Origin of the sequence: Micromonospora sp. DT201, assembly GCF_049841575.1 — a bacterium.
Taxonomy (GTDB): Bacteria; Actinomycetota; Actinomycetes; order Mycobacteriales; family Micromonosporaceae; genus Micromonospora.
Genome location: NZ_JBNCKP010000001.1, coordinates 62911 through 87147 on the forward strand (window position 1 = coordinate 62911; position 24237 = coordinate 87147).

General features: G+C 69.0%; 22 protein-coding genes, 1 tRNA gene and 1 pseudogene. 18 read left to right on the forward strand and 6 right to left on the reverse strand.

All coding sequences use genetic code 11. The features are described from left to right. The first annotated feature begins 3 nt into the window (after positions 1-3). The 7 genes from ACLQ28_RS00315 (at position 4) to ACLQ28_RS00345 (ending at position 8300) form a co-directional block, all read left to right on the forward strand. On the forward strand, positions 4-567 hold the full coding sequence (locus tag ACLQ28_RS00315; protein ID WP_425684207.1) for an NADH-quinone oxidoreductase subunit J family protein: 564 nt from the start codon (positions 4-6) through the stop codon (positions 565-567). Next, positions 564-926 (forward strand): NADH-quinone oxidoreductase subunit NuoK, encoded by a 363-nt coding sequence (gene nuoK, locus ACLQ28_RS00320; RefSeq protein WP_425684208.1) that lies wholly within the window; start codon positions 564-566, stop codon positions 924-926. Before ACLQ28_RS00315 ends, nuoK begins: the two co-directional genes overlap by 4 nt. Beyond that, on the forward strand, positions 923-2860 hold the full coding sequence (locus tag ACLQ28_RS00325; RefSeq protein ID WP_425684209.1) for an NADH-quinone oxidoreductase subunit L: 1938 nt from the start codon (positions 923-925) through the stop codon (positions 2858-2860). Before nuoK ends, ACLQ28_RS00325 begins: the two co-directional genes overlap by 4 nt. A 55-nt stretch (positions 2861-2915) precedes the next feature. After that, positions 2916-4424 carry a complex I subunit 4 family protein gene (locus ACLQ28_RS00330; protein ID WP_425684210.1) on the forward strand — a complete coding sequence of 503 codons (1509 nt, stop codon included), beginning with the start codon at positions 2916-2918 and terminating at the stop codon, positions 4422-4424. Beyond that, positions 4421-5911 carry an NADH-quinone oxidoreductase subunit N gene (locus ACLQ28_RS00335; RefSeq protein ID WP_425684211.1) on the forward strand — a complete coding sequence of 497 codons (1491 nt, stop codon included), beginning with the start codon at positions 4421-4423 and terminating at the stop codon, positions 5909-5911. The genes ACLQ28_RS00330 and ACLQ28_RS00335 overlap by 4 nt, the downstream gene beginning before the upstream one ends. 116 nt (positions 5912-6027) lie before the next feature. After that, complete coding sequence (gene htpX, locus ACLQ28_RS00340; RefSeq protein WP_425684212.1) at positions 6028-6903, forward strand: zinc metalloprotease HtpX; 876 nt, start codon at positions 6028-6030, stop codon at positions 6901-6903. A gap of 137 nt (positions 6904-7040) precedes the next feature. After that, complete coding sequence (locus tag ACLQ28_RS00345) at positions 7041-8300, forward strand: MFS transporter (protein ID WP_425684213.1); 1260 nt, start codon at positions 7041-7043, stop codon at positions 8298-8300. A gap of 485 nt (positions 8301-8785) precedes the next feature. Here ACLQ28_RS00345 and ACLQ28_RS00350 read toward each other — a convergent pair whose 3' ends face one another. Next, on the reverse strand, positions 8786-9280 hold the full coding sequence (locus tag ACLQ28_RS00350) for a YajQ family cyclic di-GMP-binding protein (RefSeq protein ID WP_425684214.1): 495 nt from the start codon (positions 9278-9280) through the stop codon (positions 8786-8788). A 147-nt stretch (positions 9281-9427) separates the two neighbouring features. Between ACLQ28_RS00350 and ACLQ28_RS00355 the strand changes: the two genes are divergently transcribed. Then, positions 9428-9511 (forward strand) — tRNA-Tyr (locus tag ACLQ28_RS00355). Between the two features lie 181 nt (positions 9512-9692). Here ACLQ28_RS00355 and ACLQ28_RS00360 read toward each other — a convergent pair. After that, the gene (locus ACLQ28_RS00360) at positions 9693-10259 is read right to left on the reverse strand and encodes a histidine phosphatase family protein (protein ID WP_425684215.1); all 567 of its coding nucleotides are present in this window, start codon (positions 10257-10259) and stop codon (positions 9693-9695) included. Between the two features lie 668 nt (positions 10260-10927). On the opposite strand from ACLQ28_RS00360, the gene ACLQ28_RS00365 reads away from it, so the two are divergent. The 3 genes from ACLQ28_RS00365 to ACLQ28_RS00375 all read left to right on the forward strand — a co-directional run bounded on the left by ACLQ28_RS00365 (position 10928) and on the right by ACLQ28_RS00375 (position 12811). Further along, positions 10928-11077, forward strand: coding sequence for a hypothetical protein (locus ACLQ28_RS00365; protein ID WP_425684216.1), 150 nt, complete (start codon positions 10928-10930; stop codon positions 11075-11077). Positions 11078-11225: 148 nt separating this feature from the next. Continuing rightward, the gene (locus tag ACLQ28_RS00370) at positions 11226-12047 is read left to right on the forward strand and encodes a GntR family transcriptional regulator (protein ID WP_425684217.1); all 822 of its coding nucleotides are present in this window, start codon (positions 11226-11228) and stop codon (positions 12045-12047) included. Continuing rightward, entirely contained in the window at positions 12035-12811 is a 777-nt protein-coding gene (locus tag ACLQ28_RS00375; RefSeq protein WP_425684218.1) for a glycosyltransferase family 2 protein, read from the forward strand. The genes ACLQ28_RS00370 and ACLQ28_RS00375 overlap by 13 nt, the downstream gene beginning before the upstream one ends. Here ACLQ28_RS00375 and ACLQ28_RS00380 read toward each other — a convergent pair. The 3 genes from ACLQ28_RS00380 to ACLQ28_RS00390 form a co-directional block, all read right to left on the reverse strand. Next, positions 12801-13244 carry a hypothetical protein gene (locus tag ACLQ28_RS00380; RefSeq protein ID WP_425684219.1) on the reverse strand — a complete coding sequence of 148 codons (444 nt, stop codon included), beginning with the start codon at positions 13242-13244 and terminating at the stop codon, positions 12801-12803. The two genes, ACLQ28_RS00375 and ACLQ28_RS00380, sit on opposite strands and share 11 nt — an antisense overlap. Positions 13245-13337: 93 nt before the next feature. Continuing rightward, positions 13338-13949: an RloB family protein gene (locus tag ACLQ28_RS00385; RefSeq protein ID WP_425684220.1), complete on the reverse strand. Its 612-nt coding sequence runs from the start codon at positions 13947-13949 to the stop codon at positions 13338-13340. Positions 13950-13955: 6 nt separating this feature from the next. Further along, entirely contained in the window at positions 13956-15263 is a 1308-nt protein-coding gene (locus tag ACLQ28_RS00390; RefSeq protein ID WP_425684221.1) for an AAA family ATPase, read from the reverse strand. Positions 15264-15522: 259 nt separating this feature from the next. Between ACLQ28_RS00390 and ACLQ28_RS00395 the strand changes: the two are divergent. After that, positions 15523-15777, forward strand: a pseudogene (locus tag ACLQ28_RS00395) (transcriptional regulator); the annotation flags it as partial. Then, on the forward strand, positions 15681-16244 hold the full coding sequence (locus tag ACLQ28_RS00400) for a DUF2637 domain-containing protein (protein ID WP_425684222.1): 564 nt from the start codon (positions 15681-15683) through the stop codon (positions 16242-16244). The pseudogene ACLQ28_RS00395 and the gene ACLQ28_RS00400, both read left to right, overlap by 97 nt. A 26-nt stretch (positions 16245-16270) precedes the next feature. Here ACLQ28_RS00400 and ACLQ28_RS00405 read toward each other — a convergent pair whose 3' ends face one another. Beyond that, a complete protein-coding gene (locus ACLQ28_RS00405; RefSeq protein ID WP_425684223.1) occupies positions 16271-16624 on the reverse strand; it encodes a hypothetical protein in 354 nt (117 codons plus the stop codon). Between the two features lie 95 nt (positions 16625-16719). Between ACLQ28_RS00405 and ACLQ28_RS00410 the strand changes: the two genes are divergently transcribed. The 5 genes from ACLQ28_RS00410 (at position 16720) to ACLQ28_RS00430 (ending at position 24163) form a co-directional block, all read left to right on the forward strand. Next, positions 16720-18474, forward strand: a complete 1755-nt coding sequence (locus ACLQ28_RS00410; protein ID WP_425684224.1) for a replication initiator — start codon at positions 16720-16722, stop codon at positions 18472-18474. Beyond that, entirely contained in the window at positions 18471-18656 is a 186-nt protein-coding gene (locus ACLQ28_RS00415) for a helix-turn-helix transcriptional regulator (protein ID WP_030329852.1), read from the forward strand. The genes ACLQ28_RS00410 and ACLQ28_RS00415 overlap by 4 nt, the downstream gene beginning before the upstream one ends. Next, complete coding sequence (locus ACLQ28_RS00420) at positions 18653-20134, forward strand: tyrosine-type recombinase/integrase (RefSeq protein ID WP_425684225.1); 1482 nt, start codon at positions 18653-18655, stop codon at positions 20132-20134. Before ACLQ28_RS00415 ends, ACLQ28_RS00420 begins: the two co-directional genes overlap by 4 nt. 1264 nt (positions 20135-21398) lie before the next feature. Then, positions 21399-21530, forward strand: a complete 132-nt coding sequence (locus ACLQ28_RS00425; RefSeq protein WP_425684226.1) for a hypothetical protein — start codon at positions 21399-21401, stop codon at positions 21528-21530. 104 nt (positions 21531-21634) lie between these two features. Then, positions 21635-24163: a putative bifunctional diguanylate cyclase/phosphodiesterase gene (locus ACLQ28_RS00430; protein ID WP_425684227.1), complete on the forward strand. Its 2529-nt coding sequence runs from the start codon at positions 21635-21637 to the stop codon at positions 24161-24163. Positions 24164-24237 lie beyond the last annotated feature (74 nt).

Sequence of the window (24237 nt, forward strand, 5' to 3'; positions counted from 1 at the left end):
TCGGTGACCGGCGCGGACGTGCTGCTGCTCGCCCTCGGCGCGGTGGCGGTCGGTGCCGGCGTGCTGGTGGTGACGACGAAACACCTGGTCCGGGCAGGGCTCTACCTGGTGGTGTGCCTGGGCGCGCTGGCCGGTGACTTCCTCGTGCTCAGCGCCGAGCTGGTGGCCTGGGTGCAGGTGCTGATCTATGTGGGCGCGGTGGTGGTCCTGCTGCTGTTCGCGGTGATGCTGACCCGGGCTCCGATCGGCGCCTCCGACGACCTGGACCGGCCTGGCTGGCCGGCCGCCCTGATCGGTGGTGGCGCCGGGCTGGGGCTGACCGTCCTGCTCGTCGACGCGTACCGCTGGAGCACCGTCGCGCTGCCGGACGCGGGCACCGCCGAGCGGCTGGGAGAGCAGATCTTCCAGTCCTGGGTGCTGCCGTTCGAGGTGCTCTCCGTGCTGCTGCTGTCCGCCCTGGTGGGCGCGATCGTGCTGTCCCGGCCGGACATCGGCCGACCCGGCCCGGGCGCGGATGCCGCCGCCGAGCGGCGCGGGGTCGACGTCAAGACCGGGGGGCGTCGGTGAGGCCGGTCATCCCGTACGTCACCGCTGCGCTGCTGTTCGGCCTCGGCGTGTACGGCGTGCTGCGCCGACGCAACGCGGTGCTGGTGCTGATGTCAGTCGAGTTGATGCTCAACGCGGTCAACCTGATCCTGGTCACCGCGGACACCACCGCCCGCGCCGTGTTACCGCACTCCGGGCAGGTCTTCGCGCTGTTCGTCATCGTCCTCGCCGCCGCCGAGATCGGGGTGGGGCTGGCGATCGTCCTGCAGCTCTACCGGCTGCGGGCCACCGTGGCGGTGGATGACGTGCCGCTGACCGAGCCGGCTCATCCCGTCGGCGGGCGCGAGCCGGCCGTCCTGGACGCGGAGGCGGGCCGGTGACCGGGCTGCTCGGGGTGCTGCTGCCCGCCGTACCGCTGGTCGCCGGCCTGGTCGGTCTGCTGTTGCCGCCGGCCCCGCGACACCCGGGCGCGGGTGCGGCCGGCGGTGACCGGGCCCGACGGTTGGCCGTCGCGCTCGGCGTCACCGGCGCGGCCGGTGCGCTGGCGCTGGCCATCGCGCTGTTGCTGACTGTCGACGGGCCGACCGAGACGTCGACCACCTGGGTCGACGTGGGCGGGCTGATGGTGACGCTCGGCGTCCGGCTGGACGGCGCCGCCGCGCTGGTCGCGGTGGCGGTCACCGCGGTCGCCCTGGCCGTGCAGGTCTACTCGGTCGGTTATCTGCGGCGCGGTCCACACGACGACGTCGACGTCGACCACCGCTACCCGCCGTACGCCGCGCAGATCAGCATCTTCACCGGTGCCATGCTGCTGGTGGTGGTCGCCGGCGACCTGATCATGCTGCTGGTCGGCTGGGAGGTGATGGGCCTCTGCTCGTACCTGCTCATCGCCCACGACCGTCGACTGCCCGCCGCGCCGGCCGCCGCGGTGAAGGCGTTCCTGGTGACCCGGGTCGGTGACGTCGGGTTCCTGCTCGGCATCGCGTTGCTGGGCGTGTCGACGGGCAGCTTCCGGATCGCGGACGTGCTCGCCCACGACCACTCCGGTGCGACGTTGACCGCCGCTGGCCTGCTGTTGCTGGCCGGGGTGGCCGGCAAGAGCGCCCAGTTCCCGCTGCACACCTGGCTGCCGGACGCGATGGCCGGCCCGACGCCGATCTCGGCGCTGATCCATGCCGCGACGATGGTCGCCGCCGGGGTGTACGCCGTGGCCCGCCTCTACCCCCTGTTCACGGCCGCGCCGGTGACGCTGACCGTGCTGGGGGTGCTCGGCGCGATAACGCTGCTGCTCGGCGCGCTCGCCGCCACCGCACAGGACGACATCAAACGGGTGCTGGCCTGGTCGACCGTGTCCCAGTTGGGCTACATGACGGGCGCACTGGCGGTCGGCTCACCGTCGGCGGCGCTGTTCCACCTGCTCACCCACGCCGCGTTCAAGGCGCTGCTGTTCCTCGCCGCCGGCGCGGTGATCCACGCGGTCGGCACCACCCTGATGTCGGAGATGGGCGGGCTGCGGCGGAGCATGCCTGTGACGTTCTGGTGCACGGTGGTGGGCCTGGGCGCGCTGGTGGGGGTGCCGCCGTTGGCCGGTTTCTGGAGCAAGGACGGCGTGCTCACGGTGGCCGAGTCGGCCGCGCTGGAGGGCACCGGCCCGGCGCCGTCCTGGGTGGGCTGGCTGGTGTGGCTGGCCGGGTTGGTCGGCGTGGCGATCACCGCCTGGTACGCCGGTCGGCTGCTGCTGCGCGCCTTCTTCGGTGCCCCACGCCTGCCGCTGGTCCGGCCGCACGATCCGCCCGCGTTGCTGCGCTGGCCGGTGCTGCTGCTGGCCGTACCGGCCGCGCTTCTCGGTCTGGCCGGCTTCGTCGGGGCGTTCGCCGACCGCCTGCGATTCGCCACCGTCCCGGTGGCGGGCTCCGAGGACGGCCTGGTCCACCTCGGGCCCGGGGTGCTGCTGCCGTTGGTGTTGCTGCTGGTCGGCGCGGGGCTGGTAACGCTGGGCTGGCGTCGGAACCGGGCCGCCGACCCGGCGGCCGCGCTGGGTCCGCTGCGGCCGGTCTTCGCCCGCGCGTTCCGGCTCGACGACGTCCAACACACCCTGGTCGTACGCCCCGTCCGCGCGCTGGCCCGCGCCGCGCGCGCCGGCGACGAGGTGGTGGTGGACGGTGCGGTCGAGGGCACCGGGCGGGTCGCGTCCGGTCTGGGCGCGGGGCTGGCGGTGCTGCACCGAGCGGCGCTGCCCCGGGCCGCCGCCGGCGTGCTGGCCGGCGCGCTGCTGATCGGGTTGGCAGCCACCCTGATCGGAGTGATCCGGTGAGCGCGAGGAGTGAGCCGGGGTTGCGAGCCCCGCAGTCGCGAACAGAGGCGGTCCAGTGACGTTTGGGCAGGGTTTGTTGGTTGCCGTTCTGGCGGTGCCGGCGCTCGGTGCGGTTGCGGTGGCGGCGACGCCCCGGGACCGGGCGGCCCGCCTGGTCGGCACGGTAGCGGCGGCGCTGACCCTGTTGGCCGCGGTGCCGCTGGTGTTCGGGGGTCGGGGCTGGTTCGCCTGGTCGGCCGACGCGCCGGCGGTGCGTCCGTGGCATCAACTGGATCTGCCCTGGGTGCCCGGCCTGGAGTTGCGTTTCCATCTCGGCGTCGATGGCATCTCCTGGCCGCTTGTGGTGTTGACCGCGCTGCTCACCCTGCTCTGTTGCGCGTACACGATGTGGCGTGTTCCGGGCGGCGGCAGTGGCCGGGCGTTGGTCGCGCTGCTGTTGGTGGTCGAGGTGGGCATCCTGGGCACCTTCCTCGCCCTGGACCTGGTGCTGTTCTTCCTGTTCTTCGAGATCGTCCTGCTGCCGATGTACGCGATCATCGCCGGCTGGGGTGGCGCGGACCGGCGTCGGGCAGCCCGCAAGTTCGCGCTCTACACGCTGTTCGGCTCGGTGTTGCTGCTGGTCGGCGTGTACGTCGTGGTGTCCGCCGCCGGCACTGCCGACGTGGTGGCGTTGACCGGCGGTGCGGGGATGTCCCGGGGCACCCAACTGGCCGCGTTCACCCTGCTCGCGCTGGCGTTCGCGGTGAAGAGCCCGCTGTGGCCGCTGCACTCCTGGCTTCCTGACGCACACACCCAGGCCCCCACGGTGGGCAGTGTCGTGCTGGCCGGGGTGCTGCTGAAGATGGGCACCTACGGTCTGATCCGGGTGGCGGTGGGGGTGGCGCCGGAGGGTGCGCGCTGGGCGGCGCCGGTGCTCGGCGTGCTGGCCGTCGCCGCGATCCTGATCGGTTCGCTGATCTGCCTGGCCCAGGCCGACGTGAAACGGCTGATCGCGTACTCGAGCGTGGGGCACATGGGCTTCGTGCTGCTGGGTGTCGCCACGCTGACCACCATCGGCATCCAGGCGGCGCTGATCGGCAACGTCGCACACGGGGTGATCACCGGCTTGCTCTTCTTCCTGGCCGGCGCGGTGAAGGACCGTACCGGCACGGGCACTCTCGCCGAGCTGTCCGGGCTGCGGGAGACCGCGCCTCGGTTGGCTGGGCTGCTCGCGTTCGCGGCGATCGCTTCGCTGGGCCTGCCGGGTCTGGCCGGTTTCTGGGGCGAGGCGTTCGCGGTGATCGCCGCCATTCAGGTGGGCGGCCCGCTGTGGACCACCCTCGGGGTGCTGGCCGCGGTCGGCGGCGCGCTCACCGCCGCGTACTTCCTGCGGCTGTTGCGCCAGGTCACCCACAACCGGCCAAGCCCTGCCGTCGGGCAGGTCGGCCCTGGCCTGGCCGGTGCGGAGCTGACCGCGTGGGTGCCGCTGGTGCTGCTCGCGTTGGCCATCGGGCTGGCCCCGGCGCTGGTCCTCGGCGTCGCCGAGGCCCCCGTCGACGCCCTGATCGGGGTGGTCTTCCCATGACTGGCGTGCAAAGCGTCGACAGCGTTGCGCTGTTGCCGGCCTACCTGGCCGCCGGCACCGCCGTGCTCGTCCTCCTCACCGACCTGCTTCTGGCCCGGCCCCGGGCAACGATCGTGGCGGCGGCGGTCGGTGCTCTCGGCACGGCCGTCGGAGCCGCCCTGGTCGGGGCGGGCGGGGAGCGGCGGACGTTCTGCGTCGGCGCCGACTGCTCCTGGATCTTCGGCGGTCGGGCCGCGCTGGTTGCCGTGGTGGTGGCGCTGCTCACCCTCGGCGTGCTCGGGCTCTCCGTGCCCGCGTTGCTGGCTGGGCGGTCGCCGGTGGGGGAGTACGCCTTCCTGCTGGCCTGCTCGATGACCGGCGGCGTGGTGCTCGGCGCGGCCGGCGATCTGATCACTCTGATCGTCGCCCTGGAGACGCTGACCCTGCCGCTGTACGTGCTGGTCGGCCTGCGCCGGGGCAGCCTCGCCAGCGCCGAGGCCGCGTTGACCTTCTTCGTGGTCAGCGTGGTGGCGACCACGCTGACCCTGCTCGGCGCTGCGCTGCTGTACGCAGTGACCGGTGGGCTGCACCTGGACCGGCTCAGCGCCTTGCTTGCCGAACGGCCGGAGGTGCGGGACCTGCCGCTGACCACCGCCGCGGTGGCGCTGCTGCTGGTCGGGCTGGCCTTCAAGGTGGCGGCGGTGCCGTTCCACGCCTGGGCGCCGGCCACCTACGACGGCGCTCCGCTGCCGGTGGCCGCGTACCTGTCCACGGCGTCGAAGCTGGGCGGCCTTGTCGCTCTGCTCGCTGTGGTGCAGCGGGCGCTGCCGGCGGATCAGACCGGTCCGGTTCTCGCCGTGCTCGCGGTGCTCACCATGACCGTCGGCAACCTCGTCGCCCTGCGCCAGCGGCGTACCGTCCGGCTGCTCGCGTGGTCGTCAGTCGCGCAGGCCGGCTACATCCTCGCCCCGCTGGGCGCGTTGGCGCTGGCCGCCGGCCGCACCGACGAGGCAAGGGCCGCCGCGTACGCCGCTGCGGTGGCGTACGCCGTCTTCTTCGTGGTGTTGGAGCTGGCCGCGTTCGCCGGGGTGACCGCGCTGCGCCCAGCGGGCGCGGATGGCGGCACGTTGGACGATTTGCGCGGGGCGGCCCGTCGGCACCCGTGGCGAGCGGCGGCGCTCGGTCTCGCGCTGGTGGGTCTGGCGGGCCTGCCACCGGGGTTGGCCGGCCTGTTCGCGAAGGTGACAGTGGTGCGGGCGTTGCTGGACGGTGGGGCGGCCTGGCTGGCGCTGGTGGTGGCGCTGAACGCGGTGATCGGGCTGGCCTACTACCTGCGGGTGACCGCCGCGCTCTGGACCCCGCCGACGCCCCTCGCTGCCCCGAATGGCGGCGGCGCGGCAGCCGTACCCCTGGTGGGTGTGGTGGCTGTGGTGCTGGCGGTGGCGACGGTGGCCGCCGTGGTGCTGGGCGTCGCCCCGCAGTTGGTGCTCGACCTGGCCGGTCGCTGACCTGACCTGTCACTCCAGTCTCAGTGAACTCTCAGCGTTGAGACGGATGGTTGGCGGGTACCGGGTTGTTGCACCGGTCAGCGGATCCCGGCGATCCGTGCACCGAAGGAGAGATCGTGCACCACAACCGTCTGAAGACCGCCGCGCTGCTCGGCCTGCTCTCCGCACTGATTCTCGCGGTGGGCTACGGGTTCGGTGGCAGTGGCGGCCTGGTCATCGCCGTCCTCATCTCGCTGGTGATGAACGGCGTTTCCTACTTCTACTCCGACAAGCTCGCCTTGCGGTCAATGGGGGCGCAACCGGTCACCGAGGCGCAGTTCCCCGAGCTGTACCGGATGGTGCGCGAGTTGGCGACCGACGCCCGCCAGCCCATGCCACGGCTCTACGTCAGCCCGACCGCGCAGCCCAACGCGTTCGCCACGGGTCGTAACCCGCAGCACGCGGCGGTCTGCGTGACCCAGGGCATCACCGAGATCCTCGACTACCGCGAGCTGCGCGGTGTGATCGGGCACGAGCTGTCCCACGTCTACAACCGGGACATCCTGATCTCCAGCGTGGCGGCTGGTCTGGCCAGCATCATCACCCTGCTGGCGAACCTCGCCTTCTTCATCCCGCTGGGCGGCGGGGACGACGAGGACCGGCCCAACCCGGCCGTGCTGCTGCTGACCCTGATCCTCGGCCCGATCGCGGCCACCGTGATCCAGTTGGCGATCAGCCGGAGCCGCGAGTTCCAGGCGGACGCCTCGGGTGCCGAGTTGAGCCGTGACCCGCTGGCCCTGGCCAGCGCACTTCGCAAGATCGATGCGGTGGCCCGACGTCGGCCGTTGCCGGCCCAAGGCCAGCTCACCAGCACCGCACACCTCATGATCGCCAACCCGTTCCGGGGCGGCGGCATGGCGGCGCTCTTCTCCACTCACCCGAAGATGGAGGACCGCGTGGCCCGGCTGGAGCAGATGGCCCGCAATCAGGGGCCGGTGCAGTTCCAGCGCTGACCCGCTGATCCACCGCCTCCGCCCGTACCCGCGCACAGCGGGTACGGGCGGAGCGCTGTATTTCCGTTGTCCATCGGCTGGGCGTCGGCGTTAGGGTCGTAACGGCTCACGCTCATTACACCCTCAGGAGGTTCACGGTGGCCGCGCTGCGTCAGTACCTGGGGGTCTGGCGGATTCCCGGCGCCCCGATGTTGCTGGTCTTCGGCATCATCGGGCGGCTCGGGATCGGCATGACCCCGCTGGCGCTGCTCCTGGTGGTTGAGCAGGTGACCGGGCGATACTCGCTGGCCGCAATCGCAGGCGGGATCTACGCCGTCGCCGGCGCCGCGCTCAGCCCAGTTGCCGGGCGGATCGCCGACCGGGTCGGCCCGAGCCCCGTCCTGCTGGTCACCGCCGTGGCCCACCCGCTGGCCCTCATCGGCCTGCTGCTGGCCAGCCGCTCGGGCGACGACGCCCTCCCTGCCATCTACGTCGCCGCAGCCGTGGCCGGCGCCACGTACCCGCCGCTCACCGCCGCCATCCGTGGCGCCTGGAACGACCTGACCGGCCCCAACTCCGGCCAGTACCCCCTGCGCAACACCGCGCTGGCAGCCGAGACCTCGCTGTTCGAAATCGTCTTCGTGCTCGGCCCGCTGCTCGTGGCCGGCTTCGTACTGGTCGCCGACGCGGCGGCCGCGCTGATCGGCGCGGCCGTGGTCACCCTGGTCGGCACGACCATCGTGGCCCTCGGCCGGGTCATGCGCGGCTGGCGTCCGCACCCGCAGGAGCACCACGCCCGAGGGCTCGGCCCGCTGCGGGTCGCCGGCTTCCCGGCCCTGCTGCTCTGCGTGGCCGGCCTGGGCATCGCGTTCGGCGCCGCCGGCGTGATCGTGCCGGCCTACGCGAGCGGCCACACCACCGACGACCCGGAGAGCCTGGCCGGCCTTCTCCTCGCGGTCTGGGGGATCGGCAGCGCCATCGGCGGGTTCTGGTTCGGTGTCCGCAAGCCGGCACCGAACATGACCCGGCAGTTCGCCCTGCTGCTCGCCGCGCTGGCCGGCACCTTCGTGGTGTTCGCAGTGATGCCCACCCCGCTGGCGCTGGGTGTCGCGCTGGTCGTCGGCGGGGCCACCATCGCACCCGCGCTGACCCTGGAGAACACCCTCGTCGGCCGGATCGCACCCGCCGCCATGCTGAACGAGGCGTACACCTGGGTGGTCACCGTGGCGGTGGCGGCGAGCGCCGCCGGAGGCTCGGTGGCCGGCCTGATCGTGGATCACGCCGGCGGCGTCCGGTGGGCCTTCCTGTTCGCCGGGGCGGCAGTCGCCATCGGGGCCGCGGTCGCCGCACCGCCCGCCGGGCCCATCGCCCGAGCAGAAACCCATGCGGTACGCGCCGAAGAACTCCTCGCCGTCTGACCAGTCAAGCTCGATCCACTCGGGTCCCTCGACGGGCAATCTGCAGCCTCGGCTGCGGCCGTGGCCCAGTCCTCGGCCCCGGCTGCGGCCCAGTCCTCGGCCCCGGCTGCGGCCCAGTCCTCGGCCCCGGCTGCGGCCCCGGCCTTGGCTGCGGCCCCGGTCCAGTCCGCAGCCCAGTGCTTGATCGACTCCACATCGCCGAGGTTGCGGTATCAGATCGCTCAGATACCGCCACGTCGGCGATATGGAGTCGATCACGCCCTCTGGTCTGCGGTGTGCTCACGGTGCTTCCCGGAGGCGCGTCGACAAGCGGGCATAAGCCGCGAAACCTCGGTCGAGCTTGCACTCGACGAGGGCCCCGACTTTGACCTACTCGATCTGTGTGATGCCGGCCTGTCACGGCAGCCCGGGTGCCACCATCCCGGGAAACACGAGTTGATCAGCCGACGCGAACAGGCGCGCCGGTCAGAGAGCGACGCGTCTTGTTACCGGTAGTTGTCGAACTGAAGGGCGACCCCGAAATCCTCGCCCTTGAGCAGCGAGATGACCGCCTGGAGATCGTCCCTCTTCTTGCCGGTGACCCGCAGCTGGTCGCCCTGGATCTGCGCCTGCACGCCCTTGGGACCCTCGTCGCGGATCTTCTTGCTGATCGCCTTGGCCTTGTCCGTCTCGATGCCCTGGACGACCTTGCAGTCGATCTTGAAAATCTTGCCGGACGGGCGCGGCTCGCCAGCGTCCAACGACTTCAGCGAGATGTTCCGCTTGACCAACTTCTCCTTGAACACGTCCAGGGCGGCAAGAACCCGCTCCTCAGTCTCCGCCTGAAGGCCGATCGCCTCATCACCAGACCAGGAGATCTCCGCGCCCGTGCCGCGGAAGTCGAACCGCGTCCCGAGCTCCTTCTCCGCCTGCCGGAGGGCGTTGTCGACCTCCTGGCGGTCAACCTTGCTCACGATGTCGAACGACGGGTTCGTTGCCATGTTTCTGCTCCTGCTGTCCGGCGGTCTGGGCCTGCCGTCGGCCACCGACCAGCGGCACGACCCCCTGACCGTACCCGGTTGCGCCGGTGCAGGGGGGAGCCGCTATTCTTGCTTCCGCCGCCGCGTTACGACGCGGTGGGGTGCCCTGGCGGGTTGCCCGAGCGGCCAATGGGAGCGGACTGTAAATCCGTCGCGAAAGCTTCAGAGGTTCGAATCCTCTACCCGCCACCAGGTGCAGACGCGGCCCCTGACCAGTAGAGATGCTGATCAGGGGCCGTTGTCGTTGATCTAGCCGAGTCCGGCTGAGTCCAGCCGTTGACGACTGGTTGTGGGCAGATGGTGGGCAGGTCGATCTTGCCTCTAAGGGCTCCGCTGAGGTCGCGGATGCTGGTGCTGGTGTCGCCTCTGGGACCTAGGGGCCGCTGCCTCGCGGATCTTGGTGGTCGGCCATCCGGTACTCCCAGCCCTCACGCCAGGCGAAGTCGGCGTCAACCAGGTTCTCCAGCCGGACTCCGTTTATCCAATGGTCGAGTCCCCATCGAGTGGCGACGTGCCCGATAACCAGGACTCGCCGGCCCGTCCATCGCAGCGACAGGTCATCGAGAAAGCGCCCAACCCGGTGCACGGCCTGTCGCCAGCTCTCACCGCCTGGGTAGGGATGGTCCAGGTACCGGCCGCGCCGCTCGTGCAGCTCGGCGGCTGGCATGCCGTTACGCTCCCCGTAGTCACACTCCCGCAGGCGCCAGTCGTGCAGCACGGGGATTACGGTTCCCGAGAAGGCTATGTCGGCCGTCTGCACAGCCCGGCGCAGGTCCGAGGCGAATACCGTCTCGATGCCGTCGTTTCGTCTGCGCTGGCCGACCTCGGCTGCCAATGCTCGTCCCCTGGAGGAAAGTTGGCCCGGTAGCCACCCGGTGGCAAGACCCCTGTCGTTGTCTTCACTCCAGGAGTGCGTCTCGAAGACAATCTCAGTCGGCATGGGGCGATGCTACTGACGGAATGAGACGGGCGGCCGGAGAAACGGGAGCGACCGGGCTCAGTCCGATCGATCGTCGCCCCGGGCCGCCAAGATCCGCGATACAGGACCTAGCGCGGGCCTAGCGACTAGCTGAAGGCTCTGCTCTGGGGCGTAGCTGGCTGTTGTAGGTAGGCCGTGGGCAAGCCAGTCCCGGGGTTGGCCTGGCGCGGCAGCCGGGAGCCCCGCCCCCGACCAGGTCGACCCGTCGGCTTCCGTACCGCCTAGCCGTGCTCGTGCCGCTTCGTGGATGAGCGAATTCGGGGGCGGCGGTCCGGCGGCCGTCGGTGGCTCTCCGCCCCGGCGCCGCAGGCGACCGGGGCGGCTTGCCGCCGGCCGGCTCACCGCCCTCGCGCCGCGCGGAGCGTGGCGCCTTGATCCAGAACAGAAGGATCCGTCAAGCATCAGGTGGGACTAGACACGTGAGGGCGGCAGGTGCAATCGGGACATCTTGTTGACAAACTCTGTGCACATCGTCCGGTCTCGTCTGTCCGGGTTCGCGAACCCGGCGACTGTTCGTGTCCGGCTATCGGTGGGCATCCTTGCTCATAGCGGCTGCCCTGGCCGGTGCTGTCGGGGCACGACCCCCCAGTCGCCAGCCGAAGAACGCCGCCAGGCCCAGGAACGACACCGTGAAGCTCGATGCGACCCGATGCGGCGCGACGCAGACCGTACTCCTGTCGTCCGCGCAGGTGGACCGGCTCATTGACGAGCTGGTATACGCCCAGCTGGAGATGCTGGCACCGGCAGATGGCGGCGAGCGGGCCGGAGAGACGGAGTGAACGCCAACACCCGCCGGGGTCAGCTGCTCCTCGTACTCCTGGCCTGCGCCCTGCGCGGCCACCGCGAGGTGCGTTAGCGGTGCCGCCGGTCCCCGAGCGGCCCGTTGGCGGGACCACCTGGCAGACGTTGGAACGTCTAGGGGATACGGTGACCGGTGTGCAAGGCCGGGACTGGCGCCCTCGCTACCTGCAACTCGCCGAAGAGTTGCGGGCAAAGATTGTGAGCGGTGAACTGGCCCCCGGCACTCTGATGCCCAGCGAGACCGAGCTGGCCGACACCTCGGGCCTGTCACGCACGAGCGTTCGCAATGCCATTCGGCAGCTTCGGGAATGGGGCCTGGTCCGGGCGGAGCAGGGGCGCGGCACCTACGTGCGGGCACCTCGCCAGCGGGTACGCCGTCGCAACACCGAGCGGTACCAGTGGGAGAAGGATCGCGTCCTGCTCGACGAGGGCGAGCGGCTGAAGACTGGCGCCACCGAGCACGACACCGGCCTGACCGTCGACGACCTGAAGTTCCACGCCGAATACTCCCGGGTAGAGGCTGACGCGGAGATAGCGGCGGCCTTCCAGGTCGAGCTGGCTACGCCGCTGCTTCGCCGGGTCTACTGGACGTCGTCACGGCATGAGCACGCGCCGCTGACCGTGTCGTACTCCTACCTGCCGTACGACCTGGTGGCCGCGAACCCGGACCTGCTCGACGCGGGCAAGGAGCCGTGGCCGGGCGGCACGCAGCATCAGCTCTCCACGCTGGGCATCGAGCTGGACCGGATCGACGACGAGATCCGCGCCCGTCCGCCGTCGCCGGACGAGGCCGAGTTGCTGGACATCGACCCGGGCGTTTCCGTGCTCACCGTGCGGAAGACCTCGACCGACACCACCGGCCGAATCGTCGAGGTCGCCGACGTGGTGATGCCGGGCGACCGCACCGAGCTTGTCTACTCCCACAAACTCCAGCGGTGGAAAAATTGACGCAGCTCGTCTCGGTCATCACCCCGGTCCACGCGCCCAGCATCGAGCACCTGGCTGGCGCCTACGAGTCGTTGGCCAAGCAAGAGATGCCGGCCGGCTGGGACTGGGAATGGCTCGTCCAGGAGGACGGGCAGACCGGTGCCCTGGTCGACGCGCTGCCTGACGATCCTCGGATCAGTCTGGGCACCGGCCGTCCCGGTGGGCCTGGCGTTGCCCGTACCCTCGCGCTCGCCCGAGTCTCCGGGGAACTCATCAAGGTGCTGGACGCCGACGACCAGCTGACCGACGGCGCACTCGCCCGGGATATCGCCGCGTTCGACGCGCATCCGCAGATCGGCTGGACCACCTCGCGGGTACTCGACCTGCTGCCCGACGGGTCGACCGCCGGATGGGACAAGGACCCGGCCGGCGGAATCATCGACCGCGGGTCGGTCCTGTCGTTCTGGCAGGCCAACGACTACCGGGCATCGGTGCACCCGGCGACCCTGTGCCTGCGGCGAGATCTCGTCTTCGCCCTGGGCGGCTGGATGGCCCTGCCCGCCTCCGAGGACACCGGCCTGCTGCTCGCGGCCAACGCGGTCAGCGCGGGCTACTTCACCCGGGAGTACGGCCTGCTTTACCGCAAGTGGCCCGGCCAGGTCACCAGCCAGGCCGCGCACCGGGAACCGGCCGAGTACCAGGCACGGATGAGGATCATCGAGGCCCGAGCCAACGCCCTGACCTCGATGATCCCGAACGGCTTTGCTGGCAGCGCTACGGCGTAGCCTCGTGCCCCGGCATCCCGTGGGTACGCCGCCGCTCCTTCATCTCCGCCTCGAAGATGTGCCGTCGTCCGCCGGCCAGCTTCTGCCGCGCGTCCCGCTCGATCTCCTGGAACGCGGCGTAGTAGCCGTCATCGAACTCCTCCACGATCTGGAACGTCCACCGGCCGGGTAGCACGTTGCGCCCCAACAGCTCGTGCTCGACCCGGTCAGCCATCTCGTCGTGCCCGGCCTCGCGAAGCAGCCGCACGACCCGATCAAGGGTGAAATCCGCACCGCCGACGAGCTGGTGTGCCGCGTACAGGTGACCCCGTACGCGGTGGACCGTCTCAAGAGCCTTGCTCAGCTCGCCCAACGCCTCGACGGTCGCATCGTTTACACCCGCCGGTCGCGAGTGTTCCTCATCCAGAGAATTAGTCTCACCCCGCAGGCCCATCTGGAAGACCCTCTCGTTCCGTTAAGTCGACTTGGCGTGCCGTGATTGCTTATCTTCCTGTTTCCGTTCTTCCCATGGATGCACGGCAGGCCCCTATCGCTGTCCGAGTGCCCGCAGTAAATGGTGCATCCCCGATGACGGATTGTCATCAGGGAAGGCGGTGCTGTTACGTGTGTGGCGCTGTTCCAACTGTTCGGCTCGGCGAGCTGCCTGCTTTCGCAGCGGCATGTAGATGGCGCTGTCGATGCTCTTTCCGGCTCGGCCGTCGAGCTTGCGACTCATGCTTTCCGCCTCAGCAGTGCTGAGAAACTTGGTTAAGTCGCGATGGTGCAGGATTAGCCAAACTTCGAAGCACGGGTTCGAAATGACTAACCCGACACCCTTGGCCTGAGCAAGCTGCCTAGCGTCGAAGAGGTTTGGATGGTTTTTCGGCCATTCGACATCGAAGATGCACCAGCATTCATCTACCTCCGGGTCGGCCAGCCGGTCGACGGCCATCTTCACAAGGGTCAGCGGTACGCCTTGCTCGGGATGGATTTCAAGATTGAGGGCCGTGTTGGCAGCGATCTCGGGCAGCTTCTTTAACCCGTTGATGTAGTCGGGCTCGGAGTTTTTGCCCTCGCAGAAGACCACGACCGTGTGTAGCTCTGGACGCTGGGCGATCGTGCGTTTGAGGGGCTTCGGCCCGCGGCGGCGTGGTGGCATCGTCGGTCAGCCGATCAGCCCGAGCGCTCGCAGGAACTCTGTCTGATCGACTTGGGGGAGTGCGCCGAACCGGCCATGCAGATAGGCATTCTCCAAGTTCTGTGACTTGCGCACCCGCTCGCCCGCGAATTCGGCTAGCCCGCCGAGTCGAGTGGAGCCGTCGAGTCGCTTCTCGGTGAGCCATACCTCATCTCGGTTCAGATGGTTGAGCAGGCTGGTGTCGTGTGAGGTGAAGATGAGTTGTGCCCCGTACGGATTCGTAACTGGGCTTTGAAAGACTCGTAGCAACTCCGCAGACAGCGTCGGATGGAGGCTGGCGTCCAACTCGTCAAAGATGACAATCGACCCCGACTGCAGTGCTATCAGCACTGCTCCAATTAGACCGAACCATGTTCTCGTCCCTTCTGACTCGGCCGAGAAATCGAGTGGGGTCGAGTTTTCGCCGGACCGGTGAACAAGTCTTAGTCGGCGCTGGGTGCGGGTCTCGCCGCCCGAGCTGGAGTAAGCGACTGCCTGCTCATCGATAACAACATCTTCGATGCCTAGGTCGGCAAGCCGTAGCATTGCTAGTGCCTGTTCACGCCTGCTCAAATTGGACCATTTTCCCTCGTCTTCTACGAGGGAGAAGAGCGAGGGTTGATCGCTGTCCGGACTATCGAACCAGCGGATCGTATCCGCCCTCGGAGAATAGCGCCGTGGCCTGCTGAAGAAACCTCCCGGGCGTCCTCGGCGGGGCACGTGGCCGAGGACCTGAATGCGCAGGAGGTCTCTGGCAAAATTCGAAACTAGAGGCTCATCGAATCGCCGTGCGGCGGACAGTGCTAACGTTCGTTCAGTCATTAGTTCGCGGGTGCCGGACAATGCTCCTAGGCCGCGCTGAAGCTTCAGCTCGGAGCCCTCGCGTTCAAAAACTCTGCGGCGCTTTCTCTCCGGATAGTGGAAAAGTCCTTCATAAAGGACCTGGCTAGCATCAAGCTCGAGGACGTACTCGAAACGCACCCCGTCAACCGTGGCTTCGACGACGAATTCGCTAGGTCTGGCTGGTCCTGAGCCGAATGCAAAGGGCTCCAGTGGGATTTCTTCCTCCCAGAAGCGCACCGAATCTTCCACGGCGTCGCGCAGCCAGGCGAGTGCACCGACAACGTTCGACTTGCCGGAGGCGTTCGGTCCGTAGATCGCACCTAATGTCAGGAGGCTCTCCCCAAGGTTGGGGGCCTCCCGGGCTGCCTCGCGCCCACGGTCAACAGCCACCATCGACAACTCAACGCTCTTGGCGATCGACCGGTAGTTGCTGGCCTCAAATCTGATCAGCACGAGTGCACGTTACCCCACGCTGGGGCGCGAACACCCTGGATGCTTCGTCACTTTCGAACGAAATCGCGCCTCTTCCTGCAGGCAGGGCGCGGACATCGGGTGGCGGCTGGCTCAGTAGGCGCTTCCGCCAGGTGTCCAAGGGGTGGCGGCTAGTGCAAGCCAGAGTTGTTTGGCCTACGAAGTTGTTGGCTTGTCTGCCAAGTGTCGTCTACCTTGGATCGCAACTTGGCAGACAAGTTAACAAGTTGGAGGTTGGGCGATGGCTCTGCGTGGCGGAACGAGGTTCGCGGTGCGGTGTGAGGACGTGTTCCCGGCGGGGTGCGCGTTGGTGCCCGAGTCCTTGGGCGAGGTCGAGGACTACGACGAGAAGACCGGCCGGCGCAGCCCGGCGAAGGACAAGCTGACCGGCCAGCGGGTGTGGCAGGTCCGGGTGATGGACCTGGATCCGGAGCTGGGGAAGCGGTCGCGGGAGACGACGGTCAAGATCTCGGCGGACTACCAGCCGGTGCCGCCGCCTTCACCCACGTCCACGACCTGACCGTCGCCCACGGCCAACCCGACTGGATCGGCTGGGCCAACGCCGTAGCCGTCGAGCTGATGGCCATCTACCTCGGCCTGGAAATCCGCGCCCGCCGCCGTGCCGGTCGACCCGTCGGCCTGGTCGGCGTGCTCCTGATCGCGTTCGCGCTGCTCTCCCTCGCCGCCCAGGTCGCCGAAGCCGAACCGTCCGTCTGGGGCTGGATCGTCGCGGCGGTACCGTCGCTGGCCTTCCTCGCCCTGGTCAAGGTCGTCCTGTCCAGCGAACCCACCACCCCGCCGGCTCCTGAGGTCGATCAGCGGCAGGGCGATTGGTACGACGAGCCGCAGCCGGTCGAACTCGCGCCGCCGGCTCCGGTGATGCCGCCGGCATCAGCCGCGGTGCTGCCTCCGATCGGCGTCGTCCAGCACAACCGGCCCCAGGTCGTCGGGATCATCCGATGACGGCCACCCTCGCCGCCGGGCGGCGGCTACCGGAACTCGTGAACCACCACGATCAGTCCAACGATGTGAGCGTTGAACTCGTCCAGCTCCTCGGCCGGCACCCACAGCTCCAGGATGGTCTTTCCGCCTGCCTGGCGAACCGGGTACCGACTCAGGAACTCCGACTCCACCCGGAAGCGGGTCACGTAGCCGACGCCGGACGCGGGCACGTTCCAGTCCCGGGCAATCATGACCGCGTAGTCCTCGTTCAGGACCGGGTAGAAGATCGGCTGATCCGGCAGGCGCGGCGGCCATGCCCGCCATCCCGACTCGCGGACGAGATCCAGCTCTTTCGGCCCGGTTGGGCGCCACAGCACCGTCGTACCGTCATCGCTGTTCATGTCGACCTCGCCGCTCGGATTCTTGGTGAGCCCGGACAGTACCGGCGGGCCGGCACCCGAGACCACCGCATTCGACTCACGGTGGGGGTGGGCCGATGACGGCTTCGACCCTGCCCGGTCTTGAACCCGCCCCGACCCCGGTTGCTCCTCGACCGGGGTCGCGGGCGGCCCGCATGGCGCTACCCCGCTCGATCGACGTGCTCAAAGACATCGCCATCGAGTACGGCGTCTACGTCCGCCCGCTCGCCATGCGCCGCACCGATCTCGACACCGGCCTGACGGAGGTCATCGACCTGCCCTGCGGCGCGACCCGCGAGGACAAGTGCCCGCCGTGCGCCAAGAAGAACCGCAGGCTCCGGCAAGCCCAGATCCGCGAGGGCTGGCACCGCGACGACGAGCCACTACCCGGCCCGGAACCCGCCACCGAGGCGCAGAAGTCCCTGATCCTGTTCCGCGCACACCTGGAGTTCTCCCGGGATGAGGCGGTGAGGGCGGCCCAGTGGAACCAGGTGACCGACCTTGACGAGGCAATTCGCGAGGTAGAGGAAGCCAACGCCGCCGAGGGCCTGCGCGGGCGCGTCGGACCACCGCACTCCAGCGACGACGAGGACCAGGACGACGAGCCCGGCCAGCGACGCAAGCGGTCCACCAAGCGGCGCCAAGATGCCCCCGAGCTGCCCCGGCGCAAGGTCGAGCGCCGCACCGTCGGCAAGACCTATACCGCCCCGGACGGCTCCACCTACCAACCGTCGATGTGGCTCACACTCACCCTCGACTCGTACGGCCCGGTCCGCCCCGACGGCACCCCCGTCAACCCGGCCAGGTACGACTACCGCCGCGCAGCCTGGGACGCCGTGCACTTCCCTCGGCTTCTCGACCGGTTCTGGCAGAACCTTCGGCGGTGCGAGGGCTGGAACGTCCAGTACGCCGGCTGCGTCGAGCCGCAACGCCGCCTCGCCCCGCACGCCCACTTCGCCATCCGGGGCACCATCCCTCGGGACGTGCTCCGCACGGTGGCGGCGGCGACCTATCACCAGGTGTGGTGGCCCTCGGTCGACGTCCAGCGCTACACCCTCGACCGGCTCCCGGTCTGGGACGAGCAGGCGGAGACATGGGTCGACCCCGACTCCCGCGAGCCGCTGACCACCTGGACGGAAGCCCTCGACGGCATCGACGACGACCCGGACGCCGAGCCGGTGCACGTCGTGCGCTTCGGCGCTCAGGTCGACGCCCGCGGCGTCATGCCTGGAACCGAGGACGCCGAACGGACCATCCGGTACGTCACGAAATACATCACCAAGCACACCGGCGACTGCCACAAGGCAACCACTGACCGGCAACGCAGGCACCTCGACCGGCTCTGGCAGCAACTCCAGCTGACCCCCTGCACCGACCGGTGCGCCAACTGGCTGCTCTACGGCGTCCAGCCGAAGAAGGCACACGCCAAGCTCAAGCCCGGCCGTTGCAAGGGCAAGGTCCACCAGCGCGACACCCTCGGCATCGGCTGCCGGCGCATCCTCATCTCCCGGGACTGGTCCGGCAAGACCCTCGCCGACCACAAGCACGACGCACGGGCCTGGGTGCGGGCACTGCTTGGCGTCACCACCGACGGCACGCAACTCATCGACGACCAGGGCGCCATCACGGAACGGGTCCGGCACGCCTGGGAGTTGGCCCGACCCGATGACCCGGACGTCGGCCCCATGACCCACCGGCTCATGCGGTCTATCAGCGAACGCGCCCGCTGGCGCTCCGAACTACTCGCCGCCAAGGACCGGGCCGCACAGGGGTCCCCAGATCTTTCGGCAACTCAGCACAGCGCACAGCACGACGGGGAGGAAACGCAGTGAACGAGGAGTTGTTGACCGTGCCGGAAGTGCTCGCCGAACTGCGCGTACCGCGCTCGACCTGGTTCTACTGGCGGCAGACCGGCAAGGGACCACGGGTCATCAAGCTCCCGAACGGGCAGCTTCGGGTCCGCCGGTCGGCGCTCGGTCGGTGGCTCGGCGACCTGGAGCAGGACGCCGCATGAAGAGCTACGAGGTCCAGATCTGGGAGATCGCCAAGCGCGCCGACCGGAAGGCTCGGCCGTGGCGGGTCCGCTGGGCGGTGAGCGGCCAACGCTTCGAGGACATGTTCCGTACCAAAGCCCTGGCGCACTCGTTCCGCGCCGAGCTGGTCCAAGCGGCCAACGCGGGGGAGCCCTTCGACCCGGCCACCGGCCGCCCGGTCTCCGAGGCCAGAACCAAGAACCCCACCACCTGGTACGCGCACAGCCGGGCGTACGTCGAGATGAAGTGGCCCCGGGCGGCGGCCAAGACCCGGCGCTCGATCGTCGAAGCGCTGACCTCCATCACGGTGACCCTGACCCGGCCGACCAAGCGGGGCCGACCGGCTGACGCCCTGCTCCGTGAGGCGCTGTACCTCTACGGCCTCAACCCGCGCCGCTGGTCCGACGAGATCCCCGCCGACCACGCGGCGGCCCTGGCCTGGCTGGAAACGGCGTCGCTCCCGGTCGTCGAGCTGGACTCGCCCGCGATGGTCCGCCGGGTCCTCGACAGCCTCTGCGTACGCCTCGACGGCAAGCCCGCGGCTGCCTCCACCGTCCAGCGGAAGCGGGCCACCTTCTACAACGTGCTCGGGTACGCCGTCGAGCTGGAGCTGATCGACTCCAACCCGGTCGACCGGGTCCAGTGGACAGCCCCCGAGGCCGCACAGTCCATCGACCGGCGGGTGGTGGCGAACCCGGCCCAGGTCGCCACCCTGCTGGAGGCGGTGAAATCTCTCGGCAAACGCGCCGACAAGGTCACCGCGTTCTTCGGCTGCCTCTACTACGCGGGAATGCGCCCCTCGGAAGCCGCGGACCTACGGCGCGAGGACTGCGACCTTGCCGGCCGGTGCGCCGACTGCGGGGCCGACTTCGACGACCTGGCGGCGGTCAAGCCTTCCCGGTCCTGTAACCACGAGAAGATCGAATATCGCTGGGGCCGCCTGGTGCTCGCCGGCACCTCGCCGCGCGCCGGCTCGCACTGGACCGATGACGGCGGCTCCCACGAGCGGCGCGGACTCAAGCACCGGGGGAGGGCTGAGACTCGTACGGTCCCGATCCCGCCCCGGCTCGTCGACCTGCTGTGCGCGCACGTCGAGAATCACGGAGTCGGCCCGGACGGTCGGTTCTTCCGGGGCCTGCACGGTGGGCCGCTGTCGGAGTCGGTCTACGACCGGTGGTGGAAGCTCGCTCGTGAGCGTGTCATGACCGATGCTCAGGTCGCGTCGCCGCTCGTCCGCCGGCCCTATGACCTACGGCACGCGGCGGCCTCGCTCTGGCTGAATGCCGGCGTCCCGCCGACCGAGGTAGCCCGGCGCCTGGGCCACGGCGTCGCGGTCCTGCTCCGTGTTTACGCCAACTGCATCGACGGCGGCGGCGACAACATGTACGACAAGTCGGCGTTGCGCTCGGGTGATGTTGCAGCCCAGTGCCATCATCGTGCCCGTGGCAATGAGTCGTGAGCGTCGGCGGAGAGTTGTGAGTGCCTTCGTCACGGCGGGCGCGACCTGGACAGCGGCGTCTGCTGGCTTCGCGGAGGCCCCGTCGCGATTCCAACTGATCATGTCGGGCATCGCTGCTGCCCTCGCCGCCAGCGCGGCGGCCCTCAGTCCTGACGCGTCGGCAAAAAAACCACGATCTTGCTATGTAGCCTCTCGGCTGCGACTGCTCGGCTTGGTCCGGGTCCTGGCGCAAGCAGCGGCTTTAAAAAAAGCCTCGATGGTTAGGTTTGGAAAGTTAGACGGTCTGCGTGGGCGTGGGCAGATGGTGGGCAGGCGAGCGTGAGGTGGGCAGTCGGCGGAGTCAAAACCGCAGCTGAGACCACCTAGATGCTTCAAGAGCGCGGACGCCCTGTAAATCCGTCGCGAAAGCTTCAGAGGTTCGAATCCTCTACCCGCCACCAGGTGCAGACACGGCCCCTGACCAGCAGAGACGCTGATCAGGGGCCGTTGTCGTTGATCTAGCCGAGTCCGGCTGAGCCCAGCCGTTGACGGCCGATCGTGGGCAGGGCGGGCAGGTCGATCTTGCCCTAAGGGCTTTTCTGAGGCTGGCGCCGACGCGCTCAACCTGTTCACGACGGCCGGTTCGGCTACTCCCTGCTGAATTCACCGGTCGGGCTGGCCGCCTGGACGCTCGACGATGACAACGACAGCCATTACAAGGTCTCCCGCGCGTTCGTCGACGGTACGCCGGTGGGTGGCCTCACCCGCGAGTCCATTGTCAACAGCAGCGCGCTGTACTGGTTCGGGCATCGGCACGTCGTCCGCTCGGTGCGGGCCGCGTTCCGGCCGCTGCGGAGTTCCTGAGACCAGGCGGCGGGCGGGTCAGGTCTGTCGTGAAGTCGCCTCCGCGCGTTGAACCAATCGACAGGTGTTGGTCTCGTGGGAGTGTTCTGATACAACGGTGGGTGGCCGTGGTACGGCTTCTCGGGCACTGAGTGGGCGACACCGCGGGAGCACCCGCGCGCTCGCGGATGTCACCGTTGGTCTTCAACCGGGGTGTTTCGGCTTTTTGGCGCGGAAGGTCGGAGTGATCACCTGGCGAACCGACGCGGAGCGTGACGGACGCGGAGACATCGCCGCACCAGGCGACGCGGCCTGACGATCGGTCGGACTTGTCGCCGTCCGGGCGGAGCCAGCACGCAGAGGCTTTGTTGGCCTCTCCGCGTGTGGCACCATCATGGAACCTTCACCCCCCGCCGTGTCTCTCGTGACAGGAGCCCCACAAATGCCCACTCGGAAGCTGGGTCGGTTGCTTGGTTCGACCCTGATGCTGCTCGCCCTGTTTGTTGGTGTCGGCGCGATCGCCGCGGTGCCGACCAGCGGCACTGTTCAAACTCTCGAGTTCGAATGGAACTGAGCTATTTCATGGTTCCTGCTATCTGACCGTCGACGTCTCTTTAGCACCGACGGTAGCCAGCCGTCGGTGCTAAAGATGACTCTTCGTGACGGCAAGGGAGCAGGATGAGTAGCCGCACGGTAGGTCGTCGCCGTCGCACCGACCTGGCCTGGTTCATTACCGGGCCGCTCGCGTTCATCGCAGCTTTCGGTTGTCTGCTGATCGCTCTGGTGGAGCCTGAGCCCTACGGCAGTTGGGGTCTGGCCGGTCTTCTGCTCGTCGCACTGGTCGCCGCTCATTTTCCGGTCCTGAGCTTTGTCGTTCGGCGACAGACGCTCTCGGCGACGGTCACCGAGATTCCCCTGGTCCTGGCACTCTATTACCTGCCGCCGTTGACCGTCGTCCTGGTTGCCACGCTGGCCGCGCTGATCGCACAGGTACGGCGGCGGCTGGGCATTGCCAAATTCGCTTTCAACGTCACACGATCCGCCGCCGCGACATCCCTGGGCGGCTTGGTGCTGCTGGCGCTGCCGCCGGTCCGTGGGGTTGGGCCAGGCACCTGGGGCATTCTATTCGCGGCGGTCAGCACGATCACACTGGTGACCCTGGCTGCGGTGATCGCCGTGATCACTATTCTTCAGGGTTCCCAGGCAGGTCTGGAGGTCATCCGCACCTCGACCGTTCCGCTGCTGGCCGCCGGGGTCAACGTCACTGTCGGGTTAATCATCGTGATCGCGGTGAGCACCACCCGCTGGTCGCTACTCCTCCTGGCCGCACTTGCCGTGACGGTGGCAGTGGTCTACCGCGCCTATGCCCAGTTCCTCCGCCAGCACCGCACCCTCGCCGACATCTACGACCTGACCCGCGCGATGAGTCAGAGCGGGCAGGACGGCACGCTGCCGGATGCCCTGCTCGGCCGGGTTCGCGCGTTGATGCAGGCCGAGTACGCAACCCTGTGGCTGCCCGCTCAAGGGCGACACCCCGAGGTGCTGCTCACCGCCCGGGTCGACGGCCGAGGGCTGCTCGACTTCTCCCAGATCCCGGCGACCCTGCGCGAGTCCGTCGTTGCCCAGCAGAAGCCGGTGGCCTTGGGTGTTCGGTTCGGCGAAGATCGAGAGCGCTCCGTGCTGTTGCGAGCAGCGGGTGCCAAGGACGCGATCGTGGTCCCGCTCTGGTCCGGGCAGGCGGTGATCGGCACGCTGGAGGTGGTCAATCGGCTCAGCGATGTCGGCCACTTCGCCCCGTCCGACCTCCCCGTCTTCGAAACCGTGGCCGCCCACGCCGCCGTCGCGCTGGAGAATTCCCGGCTGGTCGACCGGCTGCGGCACGACGCGTACCACGACACGTTGACCCGGCTGCCCAACCGACGGCGGATCACCGGGGCCCTGGAGGAATCAGTCAAGATCCGACTGCCCGGCGAGGTGGTGGCGCTGTTGCTCTTTGACGTCGACGGGCTGCGCCAGGTCAACGAGTCCCTCGGTCACGCGGCCGGAGACAAGGTCCTCGCCGAGGTCGCCAGCCGGTTGCGGGCCAGCGCGCCGTCGTCGGCTCTGGTTGGCCGGGCCGGTGGGGACGAGTTCCTGGTGACACTGCGGTTGGAGAACGCTGACGCGGCGCTCGAGTTGGCCGCTCAACTGCGCGACCAGATCCGCGACGAGATGGTCTTCGACGCGCTCACCCTCGACGTGAACACCGCGGTCGGGGTGGCCGTGCACCCCGATCACGGCAGCGATGTGGCAACCCTGCTGCTCAGGGTCGACCTGGCTGCCACGGCGGCCAAGTCGGTGCCGGGCAGCGTGCAGCTGTTCAATCCTGCGCTGGAGTCCCGATCGTTGCGCCGGCTGGGTCTGGCCGGCGATCTGCGCCGCGCACTGGACCAGGACGACCTGCAGGTCTACTTCCAGCCGAAGGTGACCCTGCGGGACCGGCGTCTGGTTGGTGTGGAGTGCCTGGCCCGGTGGGAGCACCCGACGCACGGCACGGTTGCTCCCGAGGACTTCGTGGCGGTAGCCGAGCACACCGGCCAGTTGAGCCGGCTCACGGAGGTGGTACTCCGCGAGGGGCTGCGCCGCAGCCGCGACTGGGCGCTGGCCGATCAGCCGCTGCCCATCGCGGTCAACCTGTCGGCCCGCACGCTCACCGACCAGCACTTCCCGGACCGGGTCCAGGAGCTGCTGACCGAGTACGGGGTGCCGGCGCAGCGCCTGACCTTGGAGATCACCGAGGCGGGTGTGCTGGACGGCACGGACCGGCCCATCCCGACCCTGCAACGGCTGCGTGACCTCGGTGTCCGGCTGTCGGTGGACGACTTCGGCACTGGTGACTCGTCTCTGGCGCACCTGCGCCGGCTGCCGGTGCACGAGGTGAAGGTCGACCGTTCCTTCGTGCAGGGCATGGCGACCGACCCGGGGGACCTGGCCATCGTCAACGCCGTGGTGACCCTGTCGCAGCAGTTCGGCCTGGCCGTGGTCGCCGAGGGTGTGGAGAGTGAGCTGACCCTGGAGCTTCTCCAGGACATCGGTTGCGAGATCGGGCAGGGTTTCCTGTTCAGCCGGCCGCTGCCGTACGAGCGGCTGGCCACCTGGTTCGGGGCCCAGCTCGAGCCGGAAACGATCTCCAGCGGGGAGTTGCCGCGCCTTCGGGTCGTGCCCTGAGCAGGGCACAGACGATCACCGGGGATCCGATTTCACCTGTCGAGCCAGGCCGTGTAGTCTTACTTCTGCGCGCC

Bases quoted from the DNA above. Each gene is read 5' to 3' on its own strand.
- ACLQ28_RS00350 (WP_425684214.1), bottom strand. From the start codon at position 9,280: ATGGCAACGAACCCGTCGTTCGACATCGTGAGCAAGGTTGACCGCCAG.
- ACLQ28_RS00335 (WP_425684211.1), top strand. From the start codon at position 4,421: ATGACTGGCGTGCAAAGCGTCGACAGCGTTGCGCTGTTGCCGGCCTAC.
- ACLQ28_RS00380 (WP_425684219.1), bottom strand. From the start codon at position 13,244: ATGGGCCTGCGGGGTGAGACTAATTCTCTGGATGAGGAACACTCGCGA.
- ACLQ28_RS00410 (WP_425684224.1), top strand. From the start codon at position 16,720: ATGACGGCTTCGACCCTGCCCGGTCTTGAACCCGCCCCGACCCCGGTT.
- ACLQ28_RS00405 (WP_425684223.1), bottom strand. From the start codon at position 16,624: ATGAACAGCGATGACGGTACGACGGTGCTGTGGCGCCCAACCGGGCCG.
- ACLQ28_RS00420 (WP_425684225.1), top strand. From the start codon at position 18,653: ATGAAGAGCTACGAGGTCCAGATCTGGGAGATCGCCAAGCGCGCCGAC.
- ACLQ28_RS00360 (WP_425684215.1), bottom strand. From the start codon at position 10,259: ATGCCGACTGAGATTGTCTTCGAGACGCACTCCTGGAGTGAAGACAAC.
- ACLQ28_RS00425 (WP_425684226.1), top strand. From the start codon at position 21,399: ATGCCCACTCGGAAGCTGGGTCGGTTGCTTGGTTCGACCCTGATGCTG.
- ACLQ28_RS00430 (WP_425684227.1), top strand. From the start codon at position 21,635: ATGAGTAGCCGCACGGTAGGTCGTCGCCGTCGCACCGACCTGGCCTGG.
- ACLQ28_RS00385 (WP_425684220.1), bottom strand. From the start codon at position 13,949: ATGCCACCACGCCGCCGCGGGCCGAAGCCCCTCAAACGCACGATCGCC.